Genomic DNA, 24,428 nt, shown 5'->3' with positions numbered 1-24,428 from the left:
TCCTTAACCGGAGGGTGTAAGCAAACCCGCTACGCTTGTTACAGAGATTGCATCCTGCAATTCCCGCTCCCCTTTTGCGGCCGTCGCGCTGATTTTTCTGGCGTTTGCGGAAATGGGCCAACTCTGCGAGGAAAGCTATGCTGAAAAGGAAAAAAGTAAAACCGATTACCCTTCGTGATGTCACCATTATTGATGACGGTAAACTGCGTAAAGCCATTACCGCAGCATCACTGGGTAATGCAATGGAATGGTTTGATTTTGGTGTTTATGGTTTTGTTGCTTACGCATTAGGTAAAGTTTTTTTCCCGGGGGCTGACCCCAGCGTGCAGATGGTTGCTGCACTTGCCACTTTCTCCGTTCCCTTTCTGATTCGACCGCTTGGTGGACTCTTCTTTGGTATGTTGGGCGATAAATATGGTCGCCAGAAGATCCTCGCTATCACTATTGTGATTATGTCGATCAGTACGTTCTGTATTGGCTTAATACCGTCCTACGACACGATTGGTATTTGGGCACCGATTCTGCTGTTGATCTGTAAGATGGCACAAGGTTTCTCGGTCGGCGGTGAATATACCGGGGCGTCGATATTTGTTGCGGAATACTCCCCTGACCGTAAACGTGGATTTATGGGCAGCTGGCTGGACTTCGGTTCTATTGCCGGGTTTGTGCTGGGTGCGGGCGTGGTGGTGTTAATTTCGACCATTGTCGGAGAAGCGAACTTCCTCGACTGGGGCTGGCGTATTCCGTTCTTTATTGCTCTGCCGTTAGGGATTATCGGGCTTTACCTGCGCCATGCGCTGGAAGAGACCCCGGCGTTCCAGCAGCATGTTGATAAACTGGAACAGGGCGACCGTGAAGGTTTGCAGGATGGCCCGAAAGTCTCGTTTAAAGAGATTGCCACTAAATACTGGCGCAGCCTGTTGACATGTATTGGTCTGGTAATTGCCACCAACGTGACTTACTACATGTTGCTGACCTATATGCCGAGTTATTTGTCGCATAACCTGCATTACTCCGAAGACCACGGGGTGCTGATTATTATCGCCATTATGATCGGTATGCTGTTTGTCCAGCCGGTGATGGGCTTGCTGAGTGACCGTTTTGGCCGTCGTCCGTTTGTGCTACTTGGTAGTGTTGCACTGTTTGTGTTGGCGATCCCGGCGTTTATTCTGATTAACAGTAACGTCATCGGCCTGATTTTTGCCGGGTTACTGATGCTGGCGGTGATCCTTAACTGCTTTACGGGCGTTATGGCTTCTACCTTGCCAGCGATGTTCCCGACGCATATCCGATACAGCGCGCTGGCGGCGGCATTTAATATTTCGGTGCTGGTTGCCGGTCTGACGCCAACACTGGCGGCCTGGCTGGTCGAAAGCTCGCAGAATCTGATGATGCCTGCCTATTACCTGATGGTAGTGGCGGTGGTTGGTTTAATCACCGGCGTAACCATGAAAGAGACGGCAAATCGTCCGTTGAAAGGTGCGACACCGGCGGCGTCAGATATACAGGAAGCGAAGGAAATTCTCGTCGAGCATTACGATAATATCGAGCAGAAAATCGATGATATTGACCACGAGATTGCCGATTTGCAGGCGAAACGTACCCGCCTGGTGCAGCAACATCCGCGAATTGATGAATAAGCTGAAACGGATGGCCTGATGTGACGCTGTCTTATCAGGCCAATTGAAGTCTTAAGGTTCACTTAATCTCTGACGCGCATACTCTCCTCCAGGTTAACGGAGGAGAGTGCAATGAAAAACCGTGTTTATGAAAGTTTAACTACCGTGTTCAGCGTGCTGGTGGTCAGCAGCTTTCTTTATATCTGGTTTGCCACGTACTGATCTTTCTTCAGCCGTACCCAGGCCCGCGTGCCGGAAGTCTCTTGCCGGTTTTGCAGGAAAAACTGCCCGTGATGCAACTGTGTAATGCGGCTGACAATACTTAACCCCAGACCAATCCCGCCATAACGGCTGTCCATACGTACAAACGCTTTACTCAACTCCCCGCATTTACTCTCATCAATACCCGGTCCTTCATCTTCAACGGCCATGACCGCTCCGCCATCTTCTTGCAGCTTAATCATAATGTTGCTGCCTTGCGGGCTGTAACGATGGGCGTTTTCTACCAGGTTTCGCAATAACATCCGCAGCAGGGTTGCATCACCCTGAACGGTGATGTCGGCGGCGCTCTCTGGCAATAGCAGGGTTTGCTGTCGCTGGTCGAGCATGGTACTGAGTTCGTCATACGAGGGGAGAATGACATCTTCCAGCAGTTTTACATGTTGATAATTACCGGAAGAAAATGACTGTCCGGCACGCGCCAGTTGCAGCAGCTGGGAGACACTCTCCATCATCTGATCAAGTCGAGCCACTAACGGTGCTACATCAATGTGATGCGTTTTCGCCAGCAGTTCCAGATGCAAACGCACCCCCGCCAGTGGCGTTCGCAGTTCGTGCGCGACGTCAGCGGTAAACAACCTTTCGTTATCCAGCGTGCTGGTCAGGCGACTGACCAGATCGTTCAACGCCGAAACCACCGCTTCGATTTCGAGGGTGGCGCTGTGAATGGCAATAGGCGTTAAGTTGTCGGCGGTGCGCGCTTCCAGCTCTTTTTGCAGCTCCGCCAGCGGCCGGGTGATGCGGCGTACCGCCTGATAGCAGATAAATAGCGTCAGGCTGACCATAAAGACGCCGGGGACGATCAGGCTGGCGACCGCCTCGCGGATCTCACGCATGATGTGGCGATCGTTGTTGCGATTGTCGCGTAGCGCCTGCTCAAACAGCTGAATCTGCTCGGTACTTTCATGCCATAGCCAGAAGACGCTGATCAGCTCAAACACCAACAAAATGGCCCCGATGGTCAATATCAGCCGTTGGCGCAGCGATATTGGTCGGCGCAGAAAACGCATCAGATTCAATTAGTTTTCCTCATTTGCGACCAGCATATAGCCAAAGCCGCGCACGGTGCGGATACGGGCTTTGCCCACTTTGTCGCGCAGATTGTGGATATGCACTTCCAGGGTGTTGGTCGAGGGTTCATTGTCCCAGTTATAGATGTCGTTGTAGAGAATTTCCCGATGCACCGGGCTGCCTGCTTTAAGCATCAGGCGCGACAGCAGAGCATATTCTTTGGGCGTCAGAATCAGTTCTTCTCCGCTCATCCATACCTGGCGGCGACCCATATTCAGCGTCAGATTGCCAACAATCAGCTCACTTTCGCCCTGATTATTATGGCGTCGTAGCAGGGCGCGGATACGGGCGTGTAACTCTTCCAGCGCAAAAGGCTTCACCAGATAGTCATCGGCACCGACATCCAGCCCGGCGATTTTGTCGGTCAGCGTATCGCGAGCGGTGAGGATCAGTACCGGCAGGGTGTATTTTTTCTGCCGGATACGGGCGAGAAAATGCAGTCCATCTTCGTCGGGTAACCCTAAATCCAGTACCACCAGGCTGTAATGACCGGCCTCAAGGCTTTGTTCCGCCATCCGCGCGGTTGTCACGCCATCGCACGCGTAGCCTTCGGTTTGTGCCGCCAGAATCAATCCCTGCAATAACAGCGTATCGTCTTCAACAATCAGAATTTTCATTCACTCACTCTCCTGCAAGTTTGCAGAATATCATCCGCAGCCTGGTAATACTTCGTCTCAACGCCAGTTAATCCCAATAGCGTGGAGAATAAATTATCTTGTGAATAGTGTTGCGTTTGCGCCTGTTTTTGCAGGCAGTTCTGGTCAACCTGATACCGTTTTTGATAATCCTCCGACAGCCACAGCAGCATTGGCACCTGTTTTTGGCTATCCGGGGCGATGGCATAAGGCAGACCGTGCAGATAGATGCCATTTTCACCTAACGACTCACCGTGGTCAGAAAGATAAACCAGGCTGGTGGTAAATTTATCCTGATGTTCTTTCAGCAGATTAATCGCTTTATCAACAATATAGTCGACGTAAACCAGCGTGTTGTCGTAAGTGTTCACCAGTTGCTCTTTGGTACAGGTCTGGATCTCGTTAGTGTCGCAGGTTGGGGTAAATTTCCTGAACTGCGGCGGATAGCGGTTGTAATAGGTCGGACCGTGGCTGCCGATGGTGTGTAAGACAATCACGCCATCACCCTGCAGGTTATTGATGTACTCTTCCAGCCCGTGAAACAGCACTTCGTCATAGCATTCGCCGTTGATGCACTGACCAGGCAGATTCAGCGCGGTGACGTTCTGGTGAGGCACGCGGTCGCAGGCACCTTTACAGCCGCCATCGTTGTCATTCCACAGCACGTTGATGCCCGCTCGCTGAATGATATCCAGCACGCCTTCCTGGTGCTGTGCCAACTCTTCTTTGTAATGCTCACGCGGCATATCCGAGAACATGCACGGTACTGAAACTGCCGTTGCCGTGCCGCAAGATGCGGTATTAGGGAAATAGACCACGTTATCTTTCGCCAGCCGCGGGTTAGTTTCACGCGGGTAGCCGTTGAGGGAGAAGTTCTCCGCCCGCGAGGTTTCGCCGACAATCAGGATGGTCAAATTTTTACGTTTCTCGTTCTGCATTAACGGGTTGCGGTGCGCGTCTTCACCAATTCGCACCAGCGGCAGATTTGCCAGTCGCTGATGGGAGTACCATGACCAGCTGGCAACAATGCTGTTAGAGGGGCTTAAGGACTTCACCAGCTCTTTGTTATTGCGAAACAACGAGGCGTAGTCTTTATAAAACAGTGCGGCGACCAGCAAAATCAGCAGTACAGAAACCAGAATATTGGCACCACGGAAAAGAACACTGCGCAGACGCGAGGTGGCAGGTTTGATTTTAATCCAGCAGGCAATCAGCGCAGCAAGCACGCCGCTGAATCCCAGCGTTAATAACATTTGCGGTGTCATCAGCGCATAGCTTTCTGCCGGAGTGGTATCAATAATATTGGCAATCATCGAGCGGTCGATGACGATGCCGTAAGTCATTATGAAATATTGTGCAGCCGCGCCAACCAGAATAAACAGGCAGGCCAGCGGTCGATTAAGCCATAAGAAAGAGCTTAGTGTCAGGACAATATTAATCACGCTGAAAGCGACGACCGGCATCGACAAGAAAACCAGTACGTTATGCAGCGAGTCCAGCGGCAGCGCCTGTAACACCTGTTTAAAAAAGGCAATATTCAGGCAGATAGAGATATAAAAAGCGGCCAACAATAGCCAGGCGAGTAAATTCAAAGAGGGTCTTTTTAGTAGGCGCTTCAACATCACGGTGTTTCCATCGAACAAAGTGCGCATATGCTCGCAAAGCAAAATTAAGCCAACCTTAAGTTCTTAAGGTTGGCTTTTATGTTTGCTGGATTAAGGGGAATTAATCTTTGCTTATTGGTGCATCTAAGGGATACGGGTTTTTATGCAGCCGGTTGTAATTCAGCGCATACATGGCGGTGATGACCATCAGGGTGACAAATGACCACATAACCTCTTTCGCCCCGGACCCCACCACGGCCCAGATGCAGTAGAGGAAGGCAATGGTAGTAACTGCCAGATATGCCGGGCGTGCTTTACCAAAGTGACCGTGGCCGAGCAGCAGTAACGCCGCACAGGTGTAAAGATATGGCACCAGTGTAAAGATGACCGACACGGAAGAAACCAGACCGAACTCTTTGGTCGCGTTTGGCGAAATGCTACTGAGCTGGAAGATGGTCATCAAAATACCGACGATAATCAGCCCTGCCACTGGCGTACCCGCTTTATTTACACGGGCAAAAATCGGTGGGAACAGTCCGTCATCGGCAGCGGCTTTCGCCGTTTGACCCGCCAGCAACGTCCAGCCGCCCAGTGAACCTAAGCAACCCGCAGCTGCGCAGAAGGAAACAATGGCCCCGGCGGTGTCACCCAACGCCATCCGTGCGGCATCACCGAATGGCGAGGCAGAAACGCGCAGTGCGGCATTAGGGATCATCCCCATAATCGCGGTGGTGGAGAGCACATAGCAAACGGCGGCAATCAATACCCCACCTATGGTGGCGATAGGGACGTTGCGTTTCGGGTTTTTCACCACACCTGCGGCAACGGAGGCACTTTCCACACCGATGAACGACCACAGCGTAACGTTAAGGGTACTTTGAATCGCGCCGAAGGTGCCCAGGCCGCTGACGTTCCATGCCGCCATATAGGTTTCACCACGGAACCAGAACCAGCCAAATACGGCAATCCCGACGATGGGGATCAGCGCCAGCACAGTGGCAACGGCCTGCACGCGGGTGATCATTTTCGGACCGACAATATTCAGCAGGACGAAGATCCACAGCACCACGACGCAGGTGATGGTTAATACCAGTGGATCTTTCAGAATCGGGAAGAAGTAACTTAAATATCCTACGCCAATGACCACCATGGCGATATTGCCGATCCAGCAGGCCAGCCAGTAGAGGACGTTGGTTTGATAACCGAGAAACGGCCCAAAGCAGCGACGGGCGTAAGCGTAAGAACCACCAGGACTTGGGTCGAGGAACGACATTTTGGCGTATACCATCGAGAGCCCCAGCGCACCGATAATCGTCACCAACCATCCATAAATGGCAATCCCGCCAGTGGAGGCCAGGTTTGCAGGTAACAGAAAAACACCTGACCCCATAATATTCCCCGACACCATCAGGGTGACGGGGATTAAGCCCACTTTGTGAGCATCAGCATCCGAAGACATAATTAAACTCCTGCGAAGGCGAGCTTCGTGACAATAAATTACGTCATATCATACGCCTGCATTCGATAGTTGAATTATTATCGACCGGGTTATCGCTGATGCCGTTATTAATATAGCTCTTCGTTAAGGTTAAAAATCAGGCGACAGTGCGTTCTCTGTGCTGACTAACATAATGCAGAGGCGTCATACCGTAGAAGTCTTTAAAGACAGAAATAAAGTACGACGTACTATTGTAGCCGCAGGATTGTGATACCTGAGAGATATTTTTACCGTCCATCATTAATTCATTGACGGCATAACGCATGCGGCAGGTGGTGATTATTTGGCTATAACTGGTGTTTTCGCTTTTCAGCTTTTTCTTTAACAGACTCGGGCTAAGACATAAACAACTGGCTACCATACTAAGATTCCAGTCTTTGTGGATATCGCTTTCAATAATTTGATAAACGCTGTCACTTACACAATTACGTAACATATACATCATTAATGAAAGGAATTTTTTACTGTCGAGAAAACGGGATAGCACAGTGAATAATAATGCACGTGTTCGTTCCTTTTCTGACTCAGTTTCAGCGGGCATCATGCTATGTTGCGCGGCAACGCGAAAGACGTCTGGCGTCAGGCATGGCAGGGTGAGGATGGGCGTAGCGCTACGTTGCCATACTGGTATTTGCGAGAGATCTTTATTCAGAAACCGGAGGTAATCTTTGATGATGTCGTGACTAATATGAGCAACCAAAGTGTTATTAAGAGAGGAGACGTCGATAATATTATTTTCACAATTTAATAACGCCATATGGTTAGCTTTAAGGCTAATAGGTTCTTTCCCATTCACCCTTATCCAGACATCTTTTTCAGTCAATAAAACAATACAAGGTTGGTCGCTGCAAATCCTCATACATGTACTCCTGAGTGCGAATAAAAGACCAGTTCTCGCTAAAGCGAAGCGATACCGGGAAATGGTTATATAATTGTATGATGAATATAAACATGCATAAAAATAACGAGTTTTACTAATATTACAAATTTTTATAGTAATTTCTCATGTACATATTTTTTTACAGGCTAAAAAAAGGATAAATAACAGGCAAAAAAAAGCGCGGGGTGGGGCCGCGCAAAAAGTATGACATTTTTGTTTGCAGCAATTTTTATGAAAACGTTGCCATACTCAAAAGGCCTAAGGCCAGGCGGCGTAATGTTATTTAAACAATTACGCCTTCAGCGGAATAGTGGTTACGCTTTCACACACATAACGTGGTAAATACCGTCAATAATTTCTGTCCCTTCTGTTTCGTGTTCAAACCCAGGGAAATGATGGTCCCAGGATTGCAGCGAGCGTAAATAACTTACTTGCGGACTGTTTTTATCGCCGAAGTTTTCACCAGACAGCAGCATCGGGATTCCTGGCGGATACGGGATAACTGAGTTTGCCGCGATGCGTCCTGGCAGGTTTTCAATGGATACCAGTTCGACATTGTTGTCGACAATCGCGTTGTACGCTTCACGTGGGGTGATTTCCGCCACCGGTAGGCCGGAATAGGCTTCGTTCAACCGTGCGCCAGGGTTGTTTTCTTTCAGCCAGGCAAACATGGTGTCACCCAGATCGTGAATCCCCATGTTCGCGTAAGTGTCAGGATATTGTTCAACAAGTTCCGGCATCACCTGCGCCAGCGGTGTGTTGGCGTCATAGTGGCGTTTGAAGGAGCAAAGGGTGTTAACCAGAGTCCCCCATTTCCCACGGGTTACGCCCATAGAGAACAGGAACATAATTTGGAAGTCAGTGGTGCGGGTAGGCACAATGCCGTGGCGACCAAGCCAGGCAGTGACCAGCGCCGCCGGAACACCGGTTTCTTCCAGTTCACCATCTTCACCCATTCCCGGAGCAAGGATGCTGACTTTAATCGGGTCGAGCATACTCCAGTTATCCGGAATATCTTTGAAGCCGTGCCAGCTTTCGCCCGGATGCATGACCCAGCAGTCCTGAACGGTGGTCAGCAGTTTGGTTGGTGCGTCAGCAAAGTCATAGGTTTTGCCGGTTTGTGGGTCGGTGACGACTTCTTTGTTCCACGGTTTGAAGAACCAGCTACCGTCAGCGGTGAACTCTTTATACAGCCGCGCCATCGCCTGACGGAAATCAACCGCTTCGTCGATCACTTCCTGGGTCAGTGACAGGCCGCTGTTGCCGTCCATCATCGACACTGCCACGTCGTTGGATGCACAGATGGCATACAGCGGGGAGGTGGTGGCATGCATCATGTAGGCCTGGTTGAAGCGAGAGAAGTTAATCGCCCCACGACCTTCACGTACATGAATATAAGAGGCCTGTGACAGCGCATTCAGCAGTTTGTGGGTGGAGTGGGTGGCGAAAACGGTAGGACCGTTGTGATCGCCAGGTTCGCCGCGCATGGCATAGTGATCGGTATAGATCGGGTTGAAACGTGCATAGCCGTACCAGGCTTCGTCAAAGTGCAGCCGATCGGAGGTTTTTTCCAGCAGATCCTGCGCTTCTTTAGCGTTATAACACACGCCGTCATAGGTACAGTTGGTCACTACGCAGTAAGACGGTTTTTGCCCGGCTTTGTCTTTAGTCAGCGGGCTTTCACTGATTTTCTTCTGCAAGGTTTCAGGTTGCATTTCCTGCGGATAGATTGGCCCGATAATGCCGTAGCGGTTGCGGCTTGGCACCATGTAGACCGGTTTCGCGCCTGTCAGCATCAAGCCTTGTTCGATGGATTTATGGCAGTTACGGTCAACGACCACGACATCGTTATCGGTCATGCAAGCCTGCATGATGGTGCGGTTAGAGCCGGAAGTACCGACGACTACCGACCAGGAGCGATCGGCACCAAATACGCGTGCAGCATATTTTTCGCTTTCGCCAAATGCGCCAGTATGGTCAAGCAAAGAACCGAGGGAAGTTCGTTCGATGCCCATGTCGGTGCGGAACAGATTTTCACCATAGTAGTCATGGTAGAAACGTCCGGCGGGTGTTTTGGTAAAACCAACGCCGCCCTGGTGGCCTGGCGCTGCCCAGGAATATTCATGGATGTCGCTATATTTCATCAGCGCGCTGAACAGTGGCGGCAACAGTTGCTGGCGGTAGCGGGTCATCGCGGCAACGGCGCGTCCGGCGATAAAGTCGGCGGTATCTTCCAGAATCCAGGCGAATTCATCGACAAGCTCCAGCAGATCCCGGTCCATTGCGGCGAGGGCTTTTTCCCGATCGCCCAACAGGAAGACCGGCACGTTTTGTTGGCGCTCATGAAGCTTACCGATCAATTGTCTGACGTTTTGATGTTCGTCCGGATGTTCCATTTGATAGCTGAACATCAGGCAGTCAATGGCTTCGTTTGAAGAGAGAATGGCAAAACCATCATCAAAGGAGGTGGATTTAATCACGGTAACATTTTGCTGGCTTAAAGCATCTGCCAGACGCTCAACGGCGTTACCGACCCAGGTGTCTTGATGGAGAAACTCGCTTTCAACAATTAATACTTTCATCATTGCTTACCCGGTTATGAAGGAATCTTCGTTGCGGGCAAGTATCTTCCGGCCTTTTCGGGCTGTAAAGCGCGTGAAAAACAAACATTTTTGAAATATTTGTTTTTATAAACAATATGTTATGTGATTATTTTAAATTATTTTCACTGCTTATTATCGACGGCTAAACTATTTTTTTGGCTGATACTGATATCGTCTTTAGCCGGGAAACGTCTGGCGGCGCTGTTGGCTAAGTTTGCGGTATTGTTGCGGCGACATGCCGACATATTTGCCGAACGTGCTGTAAAAACGACTACTTGAACGAAAGCCTGCCGTCAGGGCAATATCGAGAATACTTTTATCGGTATCGCTCAGTAACGCGCGAACGTGGTTGATGCGCATCGCGGTTATGTACTGTTTCATCGTCAATTGCATGACCCGCTGGAATATCCCCATTGCATAGTTGGCGTTAAGTTTGACGTGCTCAGCCACATCGTTGATGGTCAGCGCCTGATCATAGTTTTCGGCAATAAAGCCCAGCATCTGGCTGACATAAAATTGCGCATGGCGCGAGACGCTGTTTTTGTGTGTGCGCGAGGTTTTATTGACCAGAATCGGTTCCCAGCCAGAGAGGCTAAATCGCTTGAGCATCAGGCCAATTTCATCAATGGCGAGCTGGCGAATTTGCTCGTTCGGACTGTTCAATTCCTGCTGCCAGCGGCGCACTTCAAACGGGCTAAGTTGCTGTGTGGCCAGTGATTTGATCACCATGCCGTGAGTGACGTGGTTAATCAGGTCTTTATCCAGCGGCCAGGAGAGAAACAGATGCATCGGCAGATTAAAAATCGCCATGCTCTGACAGGTTCCGGTATCTGTTAGTTGGTGCGGTGTACAGGCCCAGAACAGCGTGATATGTCCCTGATTGATATTCACTTTTTCATTGTTGATCAGGTATTCCACATCGCCATCGAAAGGCACATTCACTTCGACCTGACCATGCCAGTGGCTGGTGGGCATGATATGCGGTGCGCGAAACTCAATCTCCATCCGCTGGTATTCCGAATACAGCGACAGCGGGCTGCGGGTCTGTTTTTCGTCGCTGCTGCACATAAACGTATCTGTATTCATGGATGGCTCTCTTTCCTGGAATATCAGAATTATGGCAGGAGTGAGGGAGGATGACTACGAGTGGGAGCACGGTTTTCACCCTCTTCCCACAGTGGCGAGGGGACTGTCCGAGCATCATGAGGCCGAAAACTCTGCTTTTCAGGTAATTTATTCCCATAAACTCAGATTTACTGCTGCTTCACGCAGGATCTGAGTTTATGGGAATGCTCAACCTGGAAGCCGGAGGTTTTATGCAGATTCGCCTGCCATGATGAAGTCATTCAAGCAAGCTAGGAGATCTGCATGATGTCTGCACCTAAAATTACATTTATCGGCGCTGGTTCGACGATTTTCGTTAAAAATATTCTTGGTGATGTGTTCCATCGCGAGGCGCTGAAAACGGCGCATATTGCCCTGATGGACATTGATCCCACCCGCCTGGAAGAGTCGCACATTGTGGTGCGCAAGCTGATGGATTCAGCAGGGGCCAGCGGCAAAATCACCTGCCACACCCAACAGAAAGAAGCCTTACAGGATGCCGATTTTGTCGTGGTAGCATTTCAGATTGGCGGTTATGAACCTTGCACGGTGACTGATTTCGAGGTCTGTAAGCGCCACGGTCTGGAACAAACCATTGCCGATACGCTGGGGCCGGGCGGTATTATGCGCGCGCTACGTACCATTCCGCACCTGTGGCAAATTTGCGAGGACATGACGGAAGTTTGCCCCGATGCCACTATGCTCAACTACGTTAACCCAATGGCGATGAATACCTGGGCGATGTATGCCCGTTATCCGCATATCAAACAGGTCGGGCTGTGCCATTCGGTGCAGGGAACGGCGGAAGAGCTGGCGCGTGACCTCAATATCGACCCGGCTACGCTGCGTTACCGTTGCGCAGGTATCAACCATATGGCGTTTTACCTGGAACTGGAGCGCAAAACCGCCGACGGTAGTTACGTGAATCTCTACCCGGAACTGCTGGCGGCTTATGAAGCAGGGCAGGCACCGAAGCCGAATATTCATGGCAATACTCGCTGCCAGAATATTGTGCGCTATGAAATGTTCAAAAAGCTGGGCTACTTCGTCACGGAATCGTCAGAACATTTTGCTGAGTACACACCGTGGTTTATTAAGCCAGGTCGTGAGGATTTGATTGAGCGTTATAAAGTACCGCTGGATGAGTACCCGAAACGCTGCGTCGAGCAGCTGGCGAACTGGCATAAAGAGCTGGAGGAGTATAAGAACGCCTCCCGGATTGATATTAAACCGTCACGGGAATATGCCAGCACAATCATGAACGCTATCTGGACTGGCGAGCCGAGTGTGATTTACGGCAACGTCCGTAACGATGGATTGATTGATAACCTGCCACAAGGATGTTGCGTGGAAGTAGCCTGTCTGGTTGATGCTAATGGCATTCAGCCGACCAAAGTCGGTACGTTACCTTCGCATCTGGCCGCCCTGATGCAAACCAACATCAACGTACAGACGCTGCTGACCGAAGCTATTCTTACGGAAAATCGCGACCGTGTTTACCACGCCGCGATGATGGACCCGCATACTGCCGCCGTGCTGGGCATTGACGAAATATATGCTCTTGTTGACGACCTGATTGCCGCCCACGGCGACTGGCTACCAGGCTGGTTGCACCGTTAAGGGGTTATCGCTTCCGGCGCTCTGGTGGTTAAGCCAAAGCGCCGTAGCTGGCGGCAATGAAAGCGAGCGAGGAATATCACCGTCGTTAATGCGCCAAGCAGCGCGCAGAACATATCGGATTGCGTGTCCCACTGGTCGCCCTGGGTGCCGAGAAAATCATCCGCTCCCTGGCCCATTGCCAGCGCCGCCCACCACTCGATTAATTCATACATCGCGCTTATCGCCAGCGCCACGCAGCAGACCAGAAACGCCACCATCTTATGTCCGCGAACGTACATCCCGCGCACAAGGATCTCTCGTGCCACCAGTGCAGGCACCAGCCCCTGGAAAAAATGCCCCAGTTTGTCATACGGATTACGGCTCAACCCCAGCCATTCCTGCACCTCAAAACCAACGGGGACTTTCGCGTAGGTGTATTGTCCGCCGACCATCAGGATGATGGCGTGAAAGAAAATGAGCGTATAAAGCAGCGGCGTTAACGGATAACGTTTAGCGGTGGCAAGCAGTAGCGGCACGACAATAATCACCGGTGTCACTTCCATCAGCCAGGTGAGTTTGTCATGGGCCGAAATGCCGGTATAAATCAGGATTAACGTTAGCGCCAGTGCGCCGGTGTTAAGAATTAACGGCTTGAGTGTGCGGGTCATGGTGAGTTCGCAAGTCAGGGAAAATACTGACTATTCACCAGCAAGCGTGAAATTACAATCGCAAAAGAGGTGGCCCAGGGGGATCACCTGGCAGCATGCTGCCAGGCGCTGGGCCGAAGAGGTTACTTAGTGCAGTTCGCGCACTGTTTGTTGACGATTTGCTGGAAGAAGTCGTTACCTTTGTCATCGACCAGGATAAACGCCGGGAAATCTTCTACTTCGATTTTCCAGATAGCTTCCATACCCAGCTCCGGATAAGCGACGCATTCCAGATGCTTGATGCTCTGCTGCGCCAGTACCGCCGCCGGACCGCCGATACTACCGAGGTAGAAGCCGCCGTGTTTATGACACGCGTCGGTAACCTGCTGACTGCGGTTACCTTTCGCCAGCATGATCATGCTGCCGCCGTGGGATTGCAGCAGATCCACGTAGGAGTCCATACGACCTGCGGTGGTTGGGCCAAGTGAACCTGATGGATAACCGGCAGGCGTTTTCGCCGGACCCGCGTAGTAGATCGGGTGATCTTTGATGTACTGCGGCAGTTCTTTACCGGCGTCAATCAGCTCTTTCAGCTTGGCGTGTGCAATATCGCGACCCACGATAATGGTGCCGGTGAGCGACAAGCGGGTGGATACCGGGTATTGCGAAAGCTGGGCAAGGATCTCTTTCATCGGGCGGTTAAGGTCGACTTTCACCGCTTCGCCTTCACCGGCCTGACGCAGTTCTTCCGGAATGTACTGGCCTGGATTGTGTTCCAGTTTTTCGATCCAGATACCTTCGCGGTTGATTTTCGCTTTAATGTTACGGTCAGCGGAGCAGGAGACGCCCATGCCTACCGGGCAGGATGCACCGTGACGTGGCAGACGGATAACGCGAATGTCGTGCGCGAAGTATTTACCGCCAAACTGCGCGCCAAGACCGAGTTTCTGGGCCTCTTCCAGCAGTTCCTGTTCCAGCTGGACATCGCGGAACGCCTGACCATGTTCGTTCCCTTCCGTCGGCAGTTCATCGTAATAGTGAGCGCTTGCTAACTTGACGGTTTTCAGGTTGGTTTCCGCAGACGTACCGCCAATCACAAACGCGATATGGTACGGCGGGCAGGCTGCAGTACCGAGGGTACGCATTTTCTCGACGAGGAAGTTTTTCAGTTTGCCGGGCGTCAGCAGGGCTTTGGTTTCCTGGTAGAGATACGTTTTGTTGGCAGAGCCGCCGCCTTTCGCAACGCAAAGGAATTTGTACTCATCGCCATCTACCGCGTACAGGTCGATTTGCGCAGGCAGGTTAGTGCCGGTGTTGACCTCTTTGTACATGTCCAGCGCCGCGTTTTGCGAGTAGCGCAGGTTATCCTCGATATAGGTGTTATAGACGCCTTTCGACAGCGCTTCTTCATCACCGCCACCGGTCCACACGCGCTGACCTTTTTTACCGACGATGATCGCGGTGCCGGTGTCCTGGCAGGTCGGCAGCACGCCTTTGGCGGCGATTTCGGAGTTTCTTAAGAATTGCAGCGCCACGTACTTGTCGTTTTCGCTGGCTTCTGGATCTTGAAGAATAGCCGCGACCTGTTTCTGGTGTGCCGGACGGAGCATGAAAGAAGCGTCGTGAAAGGCTTGCTGCGCCAGCAGGGTCAGGGCTTCTGGTTCCACTTTCAGAATGGTTTCGCCGTCGAAGTCGGCAACGCTAACGTAATCGGAAGTGAGTAGATAGTATTCGGTATTGTCTTTCCCCATCGGGAAAGGTGCCTGGTAGATAAAGGGTTTGTTTGACATAGCTTCCAGCCTGTAACTCTGTATTTGTTATTCGAAAATGGCGTGCCGCGTAGTCACGGGCGGCACGCAAAGTGCATTTATAAGAACCCGTACATCGCGGCGAAGATCCAGCCGAAGACGCACGATACGCTCACACCAATCAACCCCGGCAGAATAAAGCTGTGGTTGATGACGAAGCGACCGATGTGGGTGGTGCCGGAACGGTCAAACTGAATCGCTGCCAGATCGCTCGGATAAGTCGGCAGGATGTAATAACCGTAGCAAGCCGGTGCTGAAGCCACGATGTATGCCGGATCAACGCCGATCGCCAGCGCGACCGGAACAATCGCCGCCAGCGCCGCAGCCTGAGAGTTTACAAACTTGGAAACCAGCAGCAGAACAATGGCATAGGCCCACGGATACTCTTTCACCATTTCACCCAGTACGCCCTGAATTTCAGACATATGCGCACCGAACATGGTTTCTGCCATCCATGCGATACCGTACACCGCCACGATGGCGATCATACCGGAACGGAAGACTTCGTTTTTTGAGATAGACGCGGGATTGGTTTTGGTCAGGATAATAATCAGCGCCCCGGTCAGCAGCATAAACATCTGAATAACCAGTACCATCGACAGCGGTTTGCCACCGAAGGATGGACGCAGGTCCGAATCAGCACCAAGAAGTGCGACTACAGCGATTGCCCCGAGGAAGATCCACATTGCCAGCCAGTTGCTTTTCGGCAGTTTTTTATCGAGCAGCGTCGCGGTATCACCGTAAACATACTCACGGTTTTCCGGTACGGAGATGAATTTCTGGAACTCTTCGTCTTTATCCAGATCTTTACCGCGGAACCAGCTGAAGATACCGATCGCCAGGATACCGATTAACGTCGATGGAATGGTGATTGCCAGCAGGTCGAGGAACTCAAGATGGCGACCATCAAAGGTGACATTACCCAGCATCGCAACCAGAGACACGACTGCAACCGACACCGGACTGGCGATAATCCCCATCTGTGCACCGATAGAACTTGCCGCCATCGGGCGTTCCGGACGGATGTTGTTCTTAATGGCGACGTCGTAGATGATCGGCAGAATGGTGTAAACCACATGACCCGTACCGCAAAGAATGGTCAGCGTACAGGTCACAAACGGCGCGACAATTGAGACATATTTCGGGTTGCGGCGCAGCAGCTTCTCGGCAATTTGCAGCATGACATCAAGACCGCCCGAAGCTTGCAAGGTCGCCGATGCCGCCACCACCGCAATGATAACCAGCATGACATCAACCGGTGGTTTACCTGGCTGAAGGTGGAAGACGAAGACCAGAATGACCAGACCGATACCGCCTAATAAACCCAGCGCGATACCACCCTTTCTGGCACCATAAAACAGACATATCAGTATTATGATAAGTTGGATAGTAAATAACATGTGTGAACCCTCGCGATAATCCTATTTAAATTTTTGCTGAATAGATCACAGTCACGTTCTGTTTTGTATGAACTGTTTTCAGAGCCTGACTAAATATCCGTTTGGTCGTTACCGGCTTGAGCAAATACCTCACAGTGAATATTGGCTGATTAAAGCAGCGGCAAATTTATGCACTGTGATAAGCGGCTTTTTCAGAGAGAAAAACTCTCTGGCGATGGGTTTATAGTTTGTACTGCGCAGATGTTAATGTTTTGTTTGCTTCTATCTTATTGATATTTATTGGTCTATTTTTTGTTCTCAGGGCAGATGTCATTAGGTTTATAGATTAATCTGATCTACCCATTTGTGGGTAAAAATACACATAATGCGGGTGACATAATAGTTAATTAACTTTTGTTAGCGTTTTGAAATTAAAAACACCGTTCATCTGAAGAGATATTAATTTTTAACGATGATGGAGGGATAATTATATTTGATCTGGCACAAGTTTTACTGATGAACAATGTAACTTGTGCCAGGAATATTTTGCATTACAGTAATAATTATTACTTACAGATAACCAGCGATCCGTTATTGGCAATATTGTTTCAGCAGTGAGTAGTGTTCTGCCTGAATACGGTAACGGTAAACCGGACGCCCCGTAACGCCATAATGGATACTGGTGAACAAGATGTGGCAGTTGACCAGCCAGATGAGGTATTTACGGCAGGAAACACGCGAGATGTTAACCTCGTTGGCCAGCTCGTCGGTTGAAAACTCATAGTCCTGATGCGCGTCAATCCACTGGCACAGCGTGCGTAACGTCTGCGGCGTTAAGCCTTTTGGCAAGCGACGAGGATCCTGTTCGTTGGAGCTGCTGCCGTGGATTAGCTGATCAAGCTCGGCCTGGTCATAATACTGATGTTTTTCCAGCGCCATTTTCTTTTGCCGCCAGCCGGTGAGCGCCTCTTCAAAGCGGGAAGCCTGGAAGGGTTTGATCAGGTAATCCACGACACCGTAATGCAGCGAATCTTTAATGGTTGCCGCATCGGCTGCGGAGGAGATGACAATCACATCACTTTTGCAACGCGCGTTATGCAGGACAGGCAGTAAATCGAGCCCGTTCTCTTTTTGCATATAGATATCGAGTAATATCAGGTCGATAGGCGTATCGCTATTGAAGATAATCTCTTTGGCTTTCTCCAGCGTCGAGGCTGTTCCACAGCATTGAAAGCCTGGGATTTGTGCCACGTATCGGCGATTCAGCTCCGCGACCATTGCGTCGTCATCGATAATTAATACATTGATCATCTGTTCGACCTCTCCCCGTCCCAGGGTATCTGGACAAAAAATTGTGTGAAAATCCCGGGTTCCGATTCCACGGCGATGCTGCCGCCGAGATTTTCTACCTGTTGTTTGACAAGTGCTAAACCGACGCCTCGCTCGCTTCCTTTTGTCGAGACACCTTTGTCAAAAATGTGATCGATTTTATCGGGTGCGATCCCCGGTCCATCATCATTAACTTCACAGTGCAGCCAGCCGTGACGGTAGTGCAATGTTACGCTAATTTCGCCTCCGGGTTCCGGCCCTAATGCTTCCAGCGCGTTTTCTATCAGATTTCCCAATGTGGTAATCAGCGTCGCGACCTGGTCCTCACTGCCGCTGTCTGGCAGTTGGCTTTCACTGTTTAAAATCAGCGTATGGCCTAAATCGGTCGCGCGGTTAATCTTGCTGATTAAAAAACCAGCGATAACCGGAGATTTGATCTTACCCAGCAGAGAGCCAATCTCTTCCTGATAGTTATTGGCTGTTTTGAGAATGTAATCTTCCAACTGCTTATAACTCTTCAGATGCAATAATCCGAGAATCACATGCAATTTATTCATAAATTCGTGGGATCGTTCACGAAGTGCGTCAGCATAGTTGACCAGACCGTCGAGTCGCTGCATCAGTTTACGTACTTCAGTTTTGTCCCTGAAGGTTGAAATGGCACCGATGATAACGCCATTACTGCGCACCGGAACGGTGTTGATCAGTAATAGCCGATCTTTAATCGTAATCTCTTCGTCGCGGCGCGGGGTACCGTCGCGTAACACTTCCGAGACATCTACTACCTGTGACCACGAGTGGCTTAGCGTCGACAGCTTCTCATCGTCCTGCGACTTACGGTAATTCAGCAATTCTTGTGCGGCATCGTTGATCAGCGTGACTTCACCGCGATCGTCCACGGCAACGACGCCTTCTTTGATAGACTGCAACATGGCCTGGCGTTGCTCAAACAGCGTGGAGATTTCGTAGGGTTCCAGGCCGAAAAGGATTTTTTTCAGTACCTTAACCAGAATGCAGGTGCCAATCAGCCCGACCAGCATGCCAAATAATACCGACCAGATGATGCTCCAGCGACTGTCATTGATCTGTTGGGTCACGCGACTTAACTCAAGGCCGATCGCCACCACGCCAATTTGTTTATGATTTTCATCGTAGATGGGGGTAAATACGCGTAAAGCCTGCGCCAGAAAACCGCGATTGATAGCGACATTTTCTTCGCCATTCAACGCTTTAAGGATGTCATCACCTTTAAATGGCTGACCAATACGCTGGGCTTCAGGATGCGAGTAGCGAAGACTTTGCATATCGGTAACAACAATAAACAGCAGATCGTTGCGTTTGCGCACGGCTTCCGCGATGGCCTGGATGCCGCTCTCCTGCGGTTTTTTCTGCAAGCCCTGCCGGATTTCCGGCGAGTCGGCGAGGGTACGCGCCACCGCCAGTGCCTTGTTGGCTAGCCCGTCTCGCGTCATATCACTGATTTGCGAGAAGTAAATCAGATGCACCACCAATAGCACCGAGAACAGTACCGCGCTGACCATTAAGATCACTGTGGTACTCAATTTCATCGGACGTTTGCGTAACATGCGGTAGGGCAATGAATGTCTCATCAGCTTCCTTGTGTGACAAATTTCTTAAGCATTATCTCTGATGAGGCGGGTAATTCAAAGGGAGTAAGAATGATTGGCTATATAGGGGAAGAGATTCTGGCAACGGAAACTGCCAGTGCTGTATGAAGATTCCGGGGCTATGCTTATAGCGATAATCATACTGATGAGAGAGGGAAGGTCATGGATCGGGCGCTACTGGACGGGGGTTATCGCTGTTATACCGGCGAAAAGATCGATGTCTATTTCAATACTGCGATATGTCAGCATTCTGGCAATTGCGTACGTGGCAACGGCAAGTTATTTAATCTCAAACGAAAGCCGTGGATCATGCCGGATGAAGTCGACGTTGCCACTGTGGTTAAAGTGATTGATACGTGCCCGAGCGGCGCGCTGAAATACCGTCATAAATAAGCGAGGGTAAAATGGAAATACGCGAAGGCCACAATAAATTTTACATTAATGACGAACAGGGCAAGCAAATCGCTGAAATTGTCTTTGTGCCGACCGGAGAGAATTTAGCGATTATCGAACATACCGATGTCGATGAAAGCCTGAAAGGGCAGGGGATTGGTAAACAGCTGGTTGCGAAAGTCGTGGAAAAAATGCGTCGGGAAAAACGAAAAATTATCCCACTATGCCCATTTGCGAAACACGAATTTGATAAAACGCGGGAGTATGATGATATTCGAAGTTGATGGGAGAGTACAGAGTCACGATATTTTTCTTGCTCTCCGCGGTGTGATGCAGGAGAGTATCTGAAGGGTAGGGGGATGCACAAAGAATGGTCAGAGAGAGCGTTTTTTTGTCCCAAGTCATCCCCTTTACTGAGCAAAAAAAAAAGAATATCTCCTATATGAAAATCATCGATCGGGGTTAATAAGTTTTGCGTCCCCAGAGCGTTCAATATTGATAGGAGTCATATTATGGAAGGTAAAAACAAGTTCAATACTTATGTTGTTTCTTTTGATTATCCATCATCTTATTCCTCAGTGTTCTTAAGGTTAAGATCATTGATGTATGATATGAATTTCTCCTCTATCGTGGCTGATGAATATGGTATACCACGACAATTGAATGAAAACTCCTTCGCAATAACGACATCATTAGCCGCAAGTGAAATCGAAGATTTAATCAGGCTCAAATGCTTAGACTTACCGGATATTGATTTTGACCTCAGCATTATGACCGTTGATGACTATTTCCGTCAGTTTTACAAGTAGCCAGGAAGGATAAGAAGAACATAAAAAATGGCACTATTCTCTAAAATATTAATTTTTTATGTGATTGGTGTGAACATATCCTTTGTCATTATCTGGTTTATCTCACATGAGAAAACACATATTCGTTTACTTAGTGCATTCCTGGTCGGAATAACCTGGCCAATGAGTCTGCCTGTGGCATTACTTTTTTCTCTCTTTTAGGAGCTGTAGTTGAGTGGACCCGCTGGTTATCGTGAAACGAAGCGTCTCTCCTCAAAACTGGATTTGCGGAACGATGAACGAAGCAGTCGCCTGACTGCTTCGTTCATTAAAGTGAAAATTATTTCTGTGGGCGCATCGCCGGGAAGAGAATAACGTCGCGAATAGTATGACTGTTTGTAAACAGCATAATCATTCGGTCGATACCAATACCCAGACCAGCGGTTGGTGGCAGACCATATTCCAGCGCAGTCACGTAATCTTCGTCATAGAACATGGCTTCGTCGTCACCTGCAGCTTTAGCGTTAACCTGTTCCTGGAAACGTTCAGCCTGGTCTTCTGCGTCGTTTAATTCGCTAAAACCATTACCGATTTCACGACCACCGATGAAGAATTCAAATCGGTCGGTGATTTCCGGGTTAACATCATTACGGCGCGCCAGCGGTGACACTTCTGCCGGATATTCCGTAATAAAGGTTGGCTGAATCAGATGTGCTTCTGCCACTTCATCAAAGATCTCCGTAACAATACGTCCCAGACCCCAGCTTTTCTCTACCGTAATTCCGATAGATTCAGCTAATGCTTTAGCAGCATCAAAATTATCCAGGTCGGCCATATCGGTTTCTGGACGATATTTTTTGATTGCTTCGCGCATGGTGAGTTTTTCAAACGGTTTGCCGAAATCAAACACATGCTCGCCATAAGTGACTTTAGTGGTACCAAGAACCTCTTGTGCCAGGGTGCGGAACAGGGACTCCGTCAGTTCAATCAAATCGTGGTAATCCGCATACGCCATGTAGAGTTCCATCATTGTGAACTCAGGATTATGGCGAACAGAAATACCTTCATTACGGAAGTTACGGTTGATTTCGAATACCCGTTCAAAACCGCCTACAACCAGACGTTTCAGATACAGCTCCGGCGCGATACGCAGGTACATATCTAAATCCAGAGCGTTATGATGGGTAATAAACGGGCGAGCAGATGCCCCACCTGGAATTACCTGCATCATCGGGGTTTCTACTTCCATAAAGCCGCGCGCGACCATGAACTGACGGATAGCGGCCAGAATTTTTGAACGGACAACAAACGTTTGACGGGATTTATCGTTAGCGATGAGGTCCAGATAACGTTGACGATAACGGACTTCCTGATCCTGCAGACCATGGAATTTATCTGGTAAAGGACGTAGTGCTTTAGTCAGCAGGCGCAGCTCAGTACAGTGAATGGAAAGCTCACCGGTTTGCGTCTTAAACAGCGTACCGCGGGCACCGATAATGTCACCCAGATCCCATTTTTTAAACTGATCGTTATAAACACCTTCTGGCAGGCTATCTCTTGCAACGTACAGTTGAATACGGCCACCGACATCCTGCAACGTTACAAAGGAGGCTTTCCCCATGATACGACGGGTCATCATTCGGCCAGCAACCGAGACTTCAATGTTTAAGGATTCCAGTTCCTGGTTATCCTTCGCATCAAACTCTTCGTGCAACTGGTCAGAGGTATGGTCGCGGCGAAAATCATTGGGAAACGCCACACCTTGCTGACGTAGTGCCGCCAGTTTTTCGCGGCGATTTCTCAGTTCATCGTTAAAATCAATAGCCTCATTGGCTCCCCGTGTTTCTCGTTCAGACATTTTGGTTCCTCTAAATCCAGCTTTCAATTTAGCGTAGATAAAGAGACAGATCGGTACACTGTATTATCTGCCTCGACTATTAATAACTCAGTTTATCTTATCGAAACTAACGCTTACCTCAAGTTGATATCACTAATAAATAACCATCAAAATGGTTTAAATGACTTATTAATCTCGATTTACTAGTGTGATAAACTGAAAGTTAATTTATTCATAACTAATTGTTTTTGCGACAGTTAATCGTTGCTCTCCTGTATCATATTCGTCGGCGTGCTAAACAGAAAACGGGCAGCAAAGGCCAATACGACGATGATCGCGACACAAGCCAACGTCCACTCTCCCATCTGAGAAAAGAATCGCTGGTAAGCGGCAATTGCCATACCGCTAATTTGCGACTCTGTCGTCTGCTGTGCCACGACGCCTGCCAGCCAGTTGGCGACTGCGCCTGTTGCCAGCATATAAATACCGGTTAATACGCCAGACATTTTCAGACGCGTGATTTGCGCAATCGCCACCGGGTCAATAAAGAGTTCGGCAAAGCCCATTAGCGCCAGCCCGGATATCATCACGCCCATTGACGCTTGACCGTCAGCCGCTGCATGTCGGGCATCAAATGCCAGCAACATAAAGCCACAAGCCATCAGCAATAAGCCAAAGGCAAACTTCAGCCAGACGCGCAATGTCGAGTTGCCGTGGCTTTCTGGCGACGCCAGCCAGGCCAGAACAACCCCAGCGAGCATCACCGCAATTGCGTTCACTGACTGGAATAGTGCAGTAGGTACTTCAATATTGAATGCCTGACGATTCACAAAGCGATCGATAAACAAGCTGATGGTACTGCCGCCCTGTTGTGCCAGTACCCAGAACAACGTCCCGACAAACATCAACAATACAATTTGCCAAAGAGCACGGCGGTGTTCGGGGAATTTGATCATCATGCGGGCAATGATTTGTGCGGCAATGAGGCAAACGATCGCCAGCAAATATCCCGACCAGTCGTTCTCCAGCAGCAGGGTAAAAAATACTGGGGCTAAACAGAGCATCACCACTAACCAGCTCCATACTGGTAAGGCAAATTTCACGCTAGTGAGCGCTTTCTTATCCATACTACGCGTGGACTGGAAATGACGATGACCGCTTAAGAAAATCAACAAACCGATAAACATGCCGCCACCCGCAAGGGCAAAGCCAACATGCCATCCATACCACTGAGCAGCCAGGCCGCAGGCGATTGGGGCTGCGATAGAACCGATATTGCCCGCAGCATACAGCAGCGAAAAACCGCCATCACGTCGATGATCGTTCTCGTCGTAGAGCTCGCCAAGCAAACAGCTGATGTTTGATTTGAATAAACCGTAGCCACAAATAATGATTGCCAGCGCCAGATACAGGCTAAAGGTTGAATTTGTATCAATGCCCAGCACTACATGGCCAAGGGTCATTAACAGCGCGCCGGCAATCACTGCAGTGCGGTTGCCGAGCAGGCGGTCGGCAAGCCAGCCGCCGAGAATAGGGGTAACGTAAACCAGAGAAGCATATGCGCTGAACAGGCTGATGGCATGGTTATCATCAAAACCAAGCTGATGGGTGAGATAGAGAATGAGTAAGGCACGCATGCCGTAAAAACTGAAGTACTCCCAGATTTGGATCGCCACGATATAGTATATCGCGCGCGGCTGTGAGGGTGTTTTCATGTGTTCTCCTTA

Annotated in this window: 21 protein-coding genes; 7 read left to right on the top strand and 14 right to left on the bottom strand. The window is 49.8% G+C overall.

The features are described 5' to 3' along the window. The first annotated feature begins 137 nt into the window (after positions 1-137). Complete coding sequence (gene proP / locus ACK8NJ_RS21715) at positions 138-1,640, top strand: glycine betaine/L-proline transporter ProP (RefSeq protein ID WP_001298520.1); 1,503 nt, start codon at positions 138-140, stop codon at positions 1,638-1,640. Positions 1,641-1,751: 111 nt separating this feature from the next. Then, positions 1,752-1,841, top strand: a complete 90-nt coding sequence (gene pmrR / locus ACK8NJ_RS21710) for an LpxT activity modulator PmrR (RefSeq protein WP_000797657.1) — start codon at positions 1,752-1,754, stop codon at positions 1,839-1,841. On the opposite strand, the gene pmrB is transcribed toward pmrR, so the two are convergent. From pmrB to melR, 7 genes are all read right to left on the bottom strand, one after another. Continuing rightward, positions 1,817-2,917: a two-component system sensor histidine kinase PmrB gene (gene pmrB, locus ACK8NJ_RS21705; protein ID WP_001052138.1), complete on the bottom strand. Its 1,101-nt coding sequence runs from the start codon at positions 2,915-2,917 to the stop codon at positions 1,817-1,819. The two genes, pmrR and pmrB, sit on opposite strands and share 25 nt — an antisense overlap. Further along, positions 2,918-3,586: a two-component system response regulator BasR gene (gene basR, locus ACK8NJ_RS21700; protein WP_000697919.1), complete on the bottom strand. Its 669-nt coding sequence runs from the start codon at positions 3,584-3,586 to the stop codon at positions 2,918-2,920. Then, complete coding sequence (gene eptA / locus ACK8NJ_RS21695) at positions 3,583-5,226, bottom strand: phosphoethanolamine transferase EptA (protein WP_001365469.1); 1,644 nt, start codon at positions 5,224-5,226, stop codon at positions 3,583-3,585. Before eptA ends, basR begins: the two co-directional genes overlap by 4 nt. Before the next feature lie 103 nt (positions 5,227-5,329). Then, positions 5,330-6,667 (bottom strand): arginine/agmatine antiporter, encoded by a 1,338-nt coding sequence (gene adiC / locus ACK8NJ_RS21690; protein ID WP_000093154.1) that lies wholly within the window; start codon positions 6,665-6,667, stop codon positions 5,330-5,332. Positions 6,668-6,803: 136 nt separating this feature from the next. Further along, positions 6,804-7,565 (bottom strand): DNA-binding transcriptional activator AdiY, encoded by a 762-nt coding sequence (gene adiY / locus ACK8NJ_RS21685; protein WP_001217059.1) that lies wholly within the window; start codon positions 7,563-7,565, stop codon positions 6,804-6,806. A 335-nt stretch (positions 7,566-7,900) separates the two neighbouring features. Continuing rightward, positions 7,901-10,168 carry an arginine decarboxylase gene (gene adiA / locus ACK8NJ_RS21680; protein WP_077632891.1) on the bottom strand — a complete coding sequence of 756 codons (2,268 nt, stop codon included), beginning with the start codon at positions 10,166-10,168 and terminating at the stop codon, positions 7,901-7,903. A 198-nt stretch (positions 10,169-10,366) separates the two neighbouring features. Then, entirely contained in the window at positions 10,367-11,275 is a 909-nt protein-coding gene (gene melR / locus ACK8NJ_RS21675) for a transcriptional regulator MelR (protein ID WP_001090758.1), read from the bottom strand. A 282-nt stretch (positions 11,276-11,557) separates the two neighbouring features. Here melR and melA point away from each other — a divergent pair, with 282 nt between their 5' ends. Further along, entirely contained in the window at positions 11,558-12,913 is a 1,356-nt protein-coding gene (gene melA / locus ACK8NJ_RS21670) for an alpha-galactosidase (protein ID WP_000986622.1), read from the top strand. Here melA and ACK8NJ_RS21665 read toward each other — a convergent pair. The 5 genes from ACK8NJ_RS21665 to ACK8NJ_RS21645 form a co-directional block, all read right to left on the bottom strand. Then, positions 12,910-13,560, bottom strand: a complete 651-nt coding sequence (locus ACK8NJ_RS21665) for a DUF2238 domain-containing protein (RefSeq protein WP_411961968.1) — start codon at positions 13,558-13,560, stop codon at positions 12,910-12,912. The genes melA and ACK8NJ_RS21665 overlap by 4 nt on opposite strands. Before the next feature lie 122 nt (positions 13,561-13,682). Then, positions 13,683-15,329 carry a class I fumarate hydratase gene (gene fumB / locus ACK8NJ_RS21660; protein WP_001550468.1) on the bottom strand — a complete coding sequence of 549 codons (1,647 nt, stop codon included), beginning with the start codon at positions 15,327-15,329 and terminating at the stop codon, positions 13,683-13,685. 77 nt (positions 15,330-15,406) lie between these two features. After that, entirely contained in the window at positions 15,407-16,747 is a 1,341-nt protein-coding gene (gene dcuB, locus ACK8NJ_RS21655) for an anaerobic C4-dicarboxylate transporter DcuB (protein ID WP_000899522.1), read from the bottom strand. Positions 16,748-17,317: 570 nt separating this feature from the next. Further along, complete coding sequence (gene dcuR, locus ACK8NJ_RS21650) at positions 17,318-18,037, bottom strand: two-component system response regulator DcuR (protein ID WP_000611288.1); 720 nt, start codon at positions 18,035-18,037, stop codon at positions 17,318-17,320. Beyond that, positions 18,034-19,665, bottom strand: coding sequence for a sensor histidine kinase (locus tag ACK8NJ_RS21645; protein ID WP_001216477.1), 1,632 nt, complete (start codon positions 19,663-19,665; stop codon positions 18,034-18,036). The genes dcuR and ACK8NJ_RS21645 overlap by 4 nt, the downstream gene beginning before the upstream one ends. A 180-nt stretch (positions 19,666-19,845) precedes the next feature. On the opposite strand from ACK8NJ_RS21645, the gene yjdI reads away from it, so the two are divergent. From yjdI to ghoT, 4 genes are all read left to right on the top strand, one after another. Then, positions 19,846-20,076: a 4Fe-4S mono-cluster protein YjdI gene (gene yjdI, locus ACK8NJ_RS21640; RefSeq protein WP_000373291.1), complete on the top strand. Its 231-nt coding sequence runs from the start codon at positions 19,846-19,848 to the stop codon at positions 20,074-20,076. A gap of 11 nt (positions 20,077-20,087) precedes the next feature. Then, positions 20,088-20,360 carry a GNAT family N-acetyltransferase gene (locus ACK8NJ_RS21635; RefSeq protein ID WP_000405647.1) on the top strand — a complete coding sequence of 91 codons (273 nt, stop codon included), beginning with the start codon at positions 20,088-20,090 and terminating at the stop codon, positions 20,358-20,360. 228 nt (positions 20,361-20,588) lie between these two features. Next, positions 20,589-20,885, top strand: a complete 297-nt coding sequence (gene ghoS / locus ACK8NJ_RS21630; protein WP_001312331.1) for a type V toxin-antitoxin system endoribonuclease antitoxin GhoS — start codon at positions 20,589-20,591, stop codon at positions 20,883-20,885. 27 nt (positions 20,886-20,912) lie between these two features. Next, positions 20,913-21,086, top strand: a complete 174-nt coding sequence (ghoT, locus tag ACK8NJ_RS21625; protein WP_001173343.1) for a type V toxin-antitoxin system toxin GhoT — start codon at positions 20,913-20,915, stop codon at positions 21,084-21,086. Positions 21,087-21,204: 118 nt separating this feature from the next. Here the strand turns inward: ghoT and lysS are convergent, their stop codons facing one another. Both lysS and dtpC read right to left on the bottom strand, forming a co-directional pair. Next, entirely contained in the window at positions 21,205-22,722 is a 1,518-nt protein-coding gene (lysS, locus tag ACK8NJ_RS21620; protein WP_000003806.1) for a lysine--tRNA ligase, read from the bottom strand. A 236-nt stretch (positions 22,723-22,958) separates the two neighbouring features. Beyond that, positions 22,959-24,416 (bottom strand): dipeptide/tripeptide permease DtpC, encoded by a 1,458-nt coding sequence (dtpC, locus tag ACK8NJ_RS21615; protein WP_001550473.1) that lies wholly within the window; start codon positions 24,414-24,416, stop codon positions 22,959-22,961. Positions 24,417-24,428 lie beyond the last annotated feature (12 nt).

The sequence above is a fragment of the Escherichia sp. F1 genome (assembly GCF_046764225.1).
Classification (GTDB): domain Bacteria; phylum Pseudomonadota; class Gammaproteobacteria; order Enterobacterales; family Enterobacteriaceae; genus Escherichia; species Escherichia coli.
The sequence above is the reverse complement of the archived record's forward strand: the minus strand, read 5'-3'. Positions and strand labels throughout refer to the sequence as shown.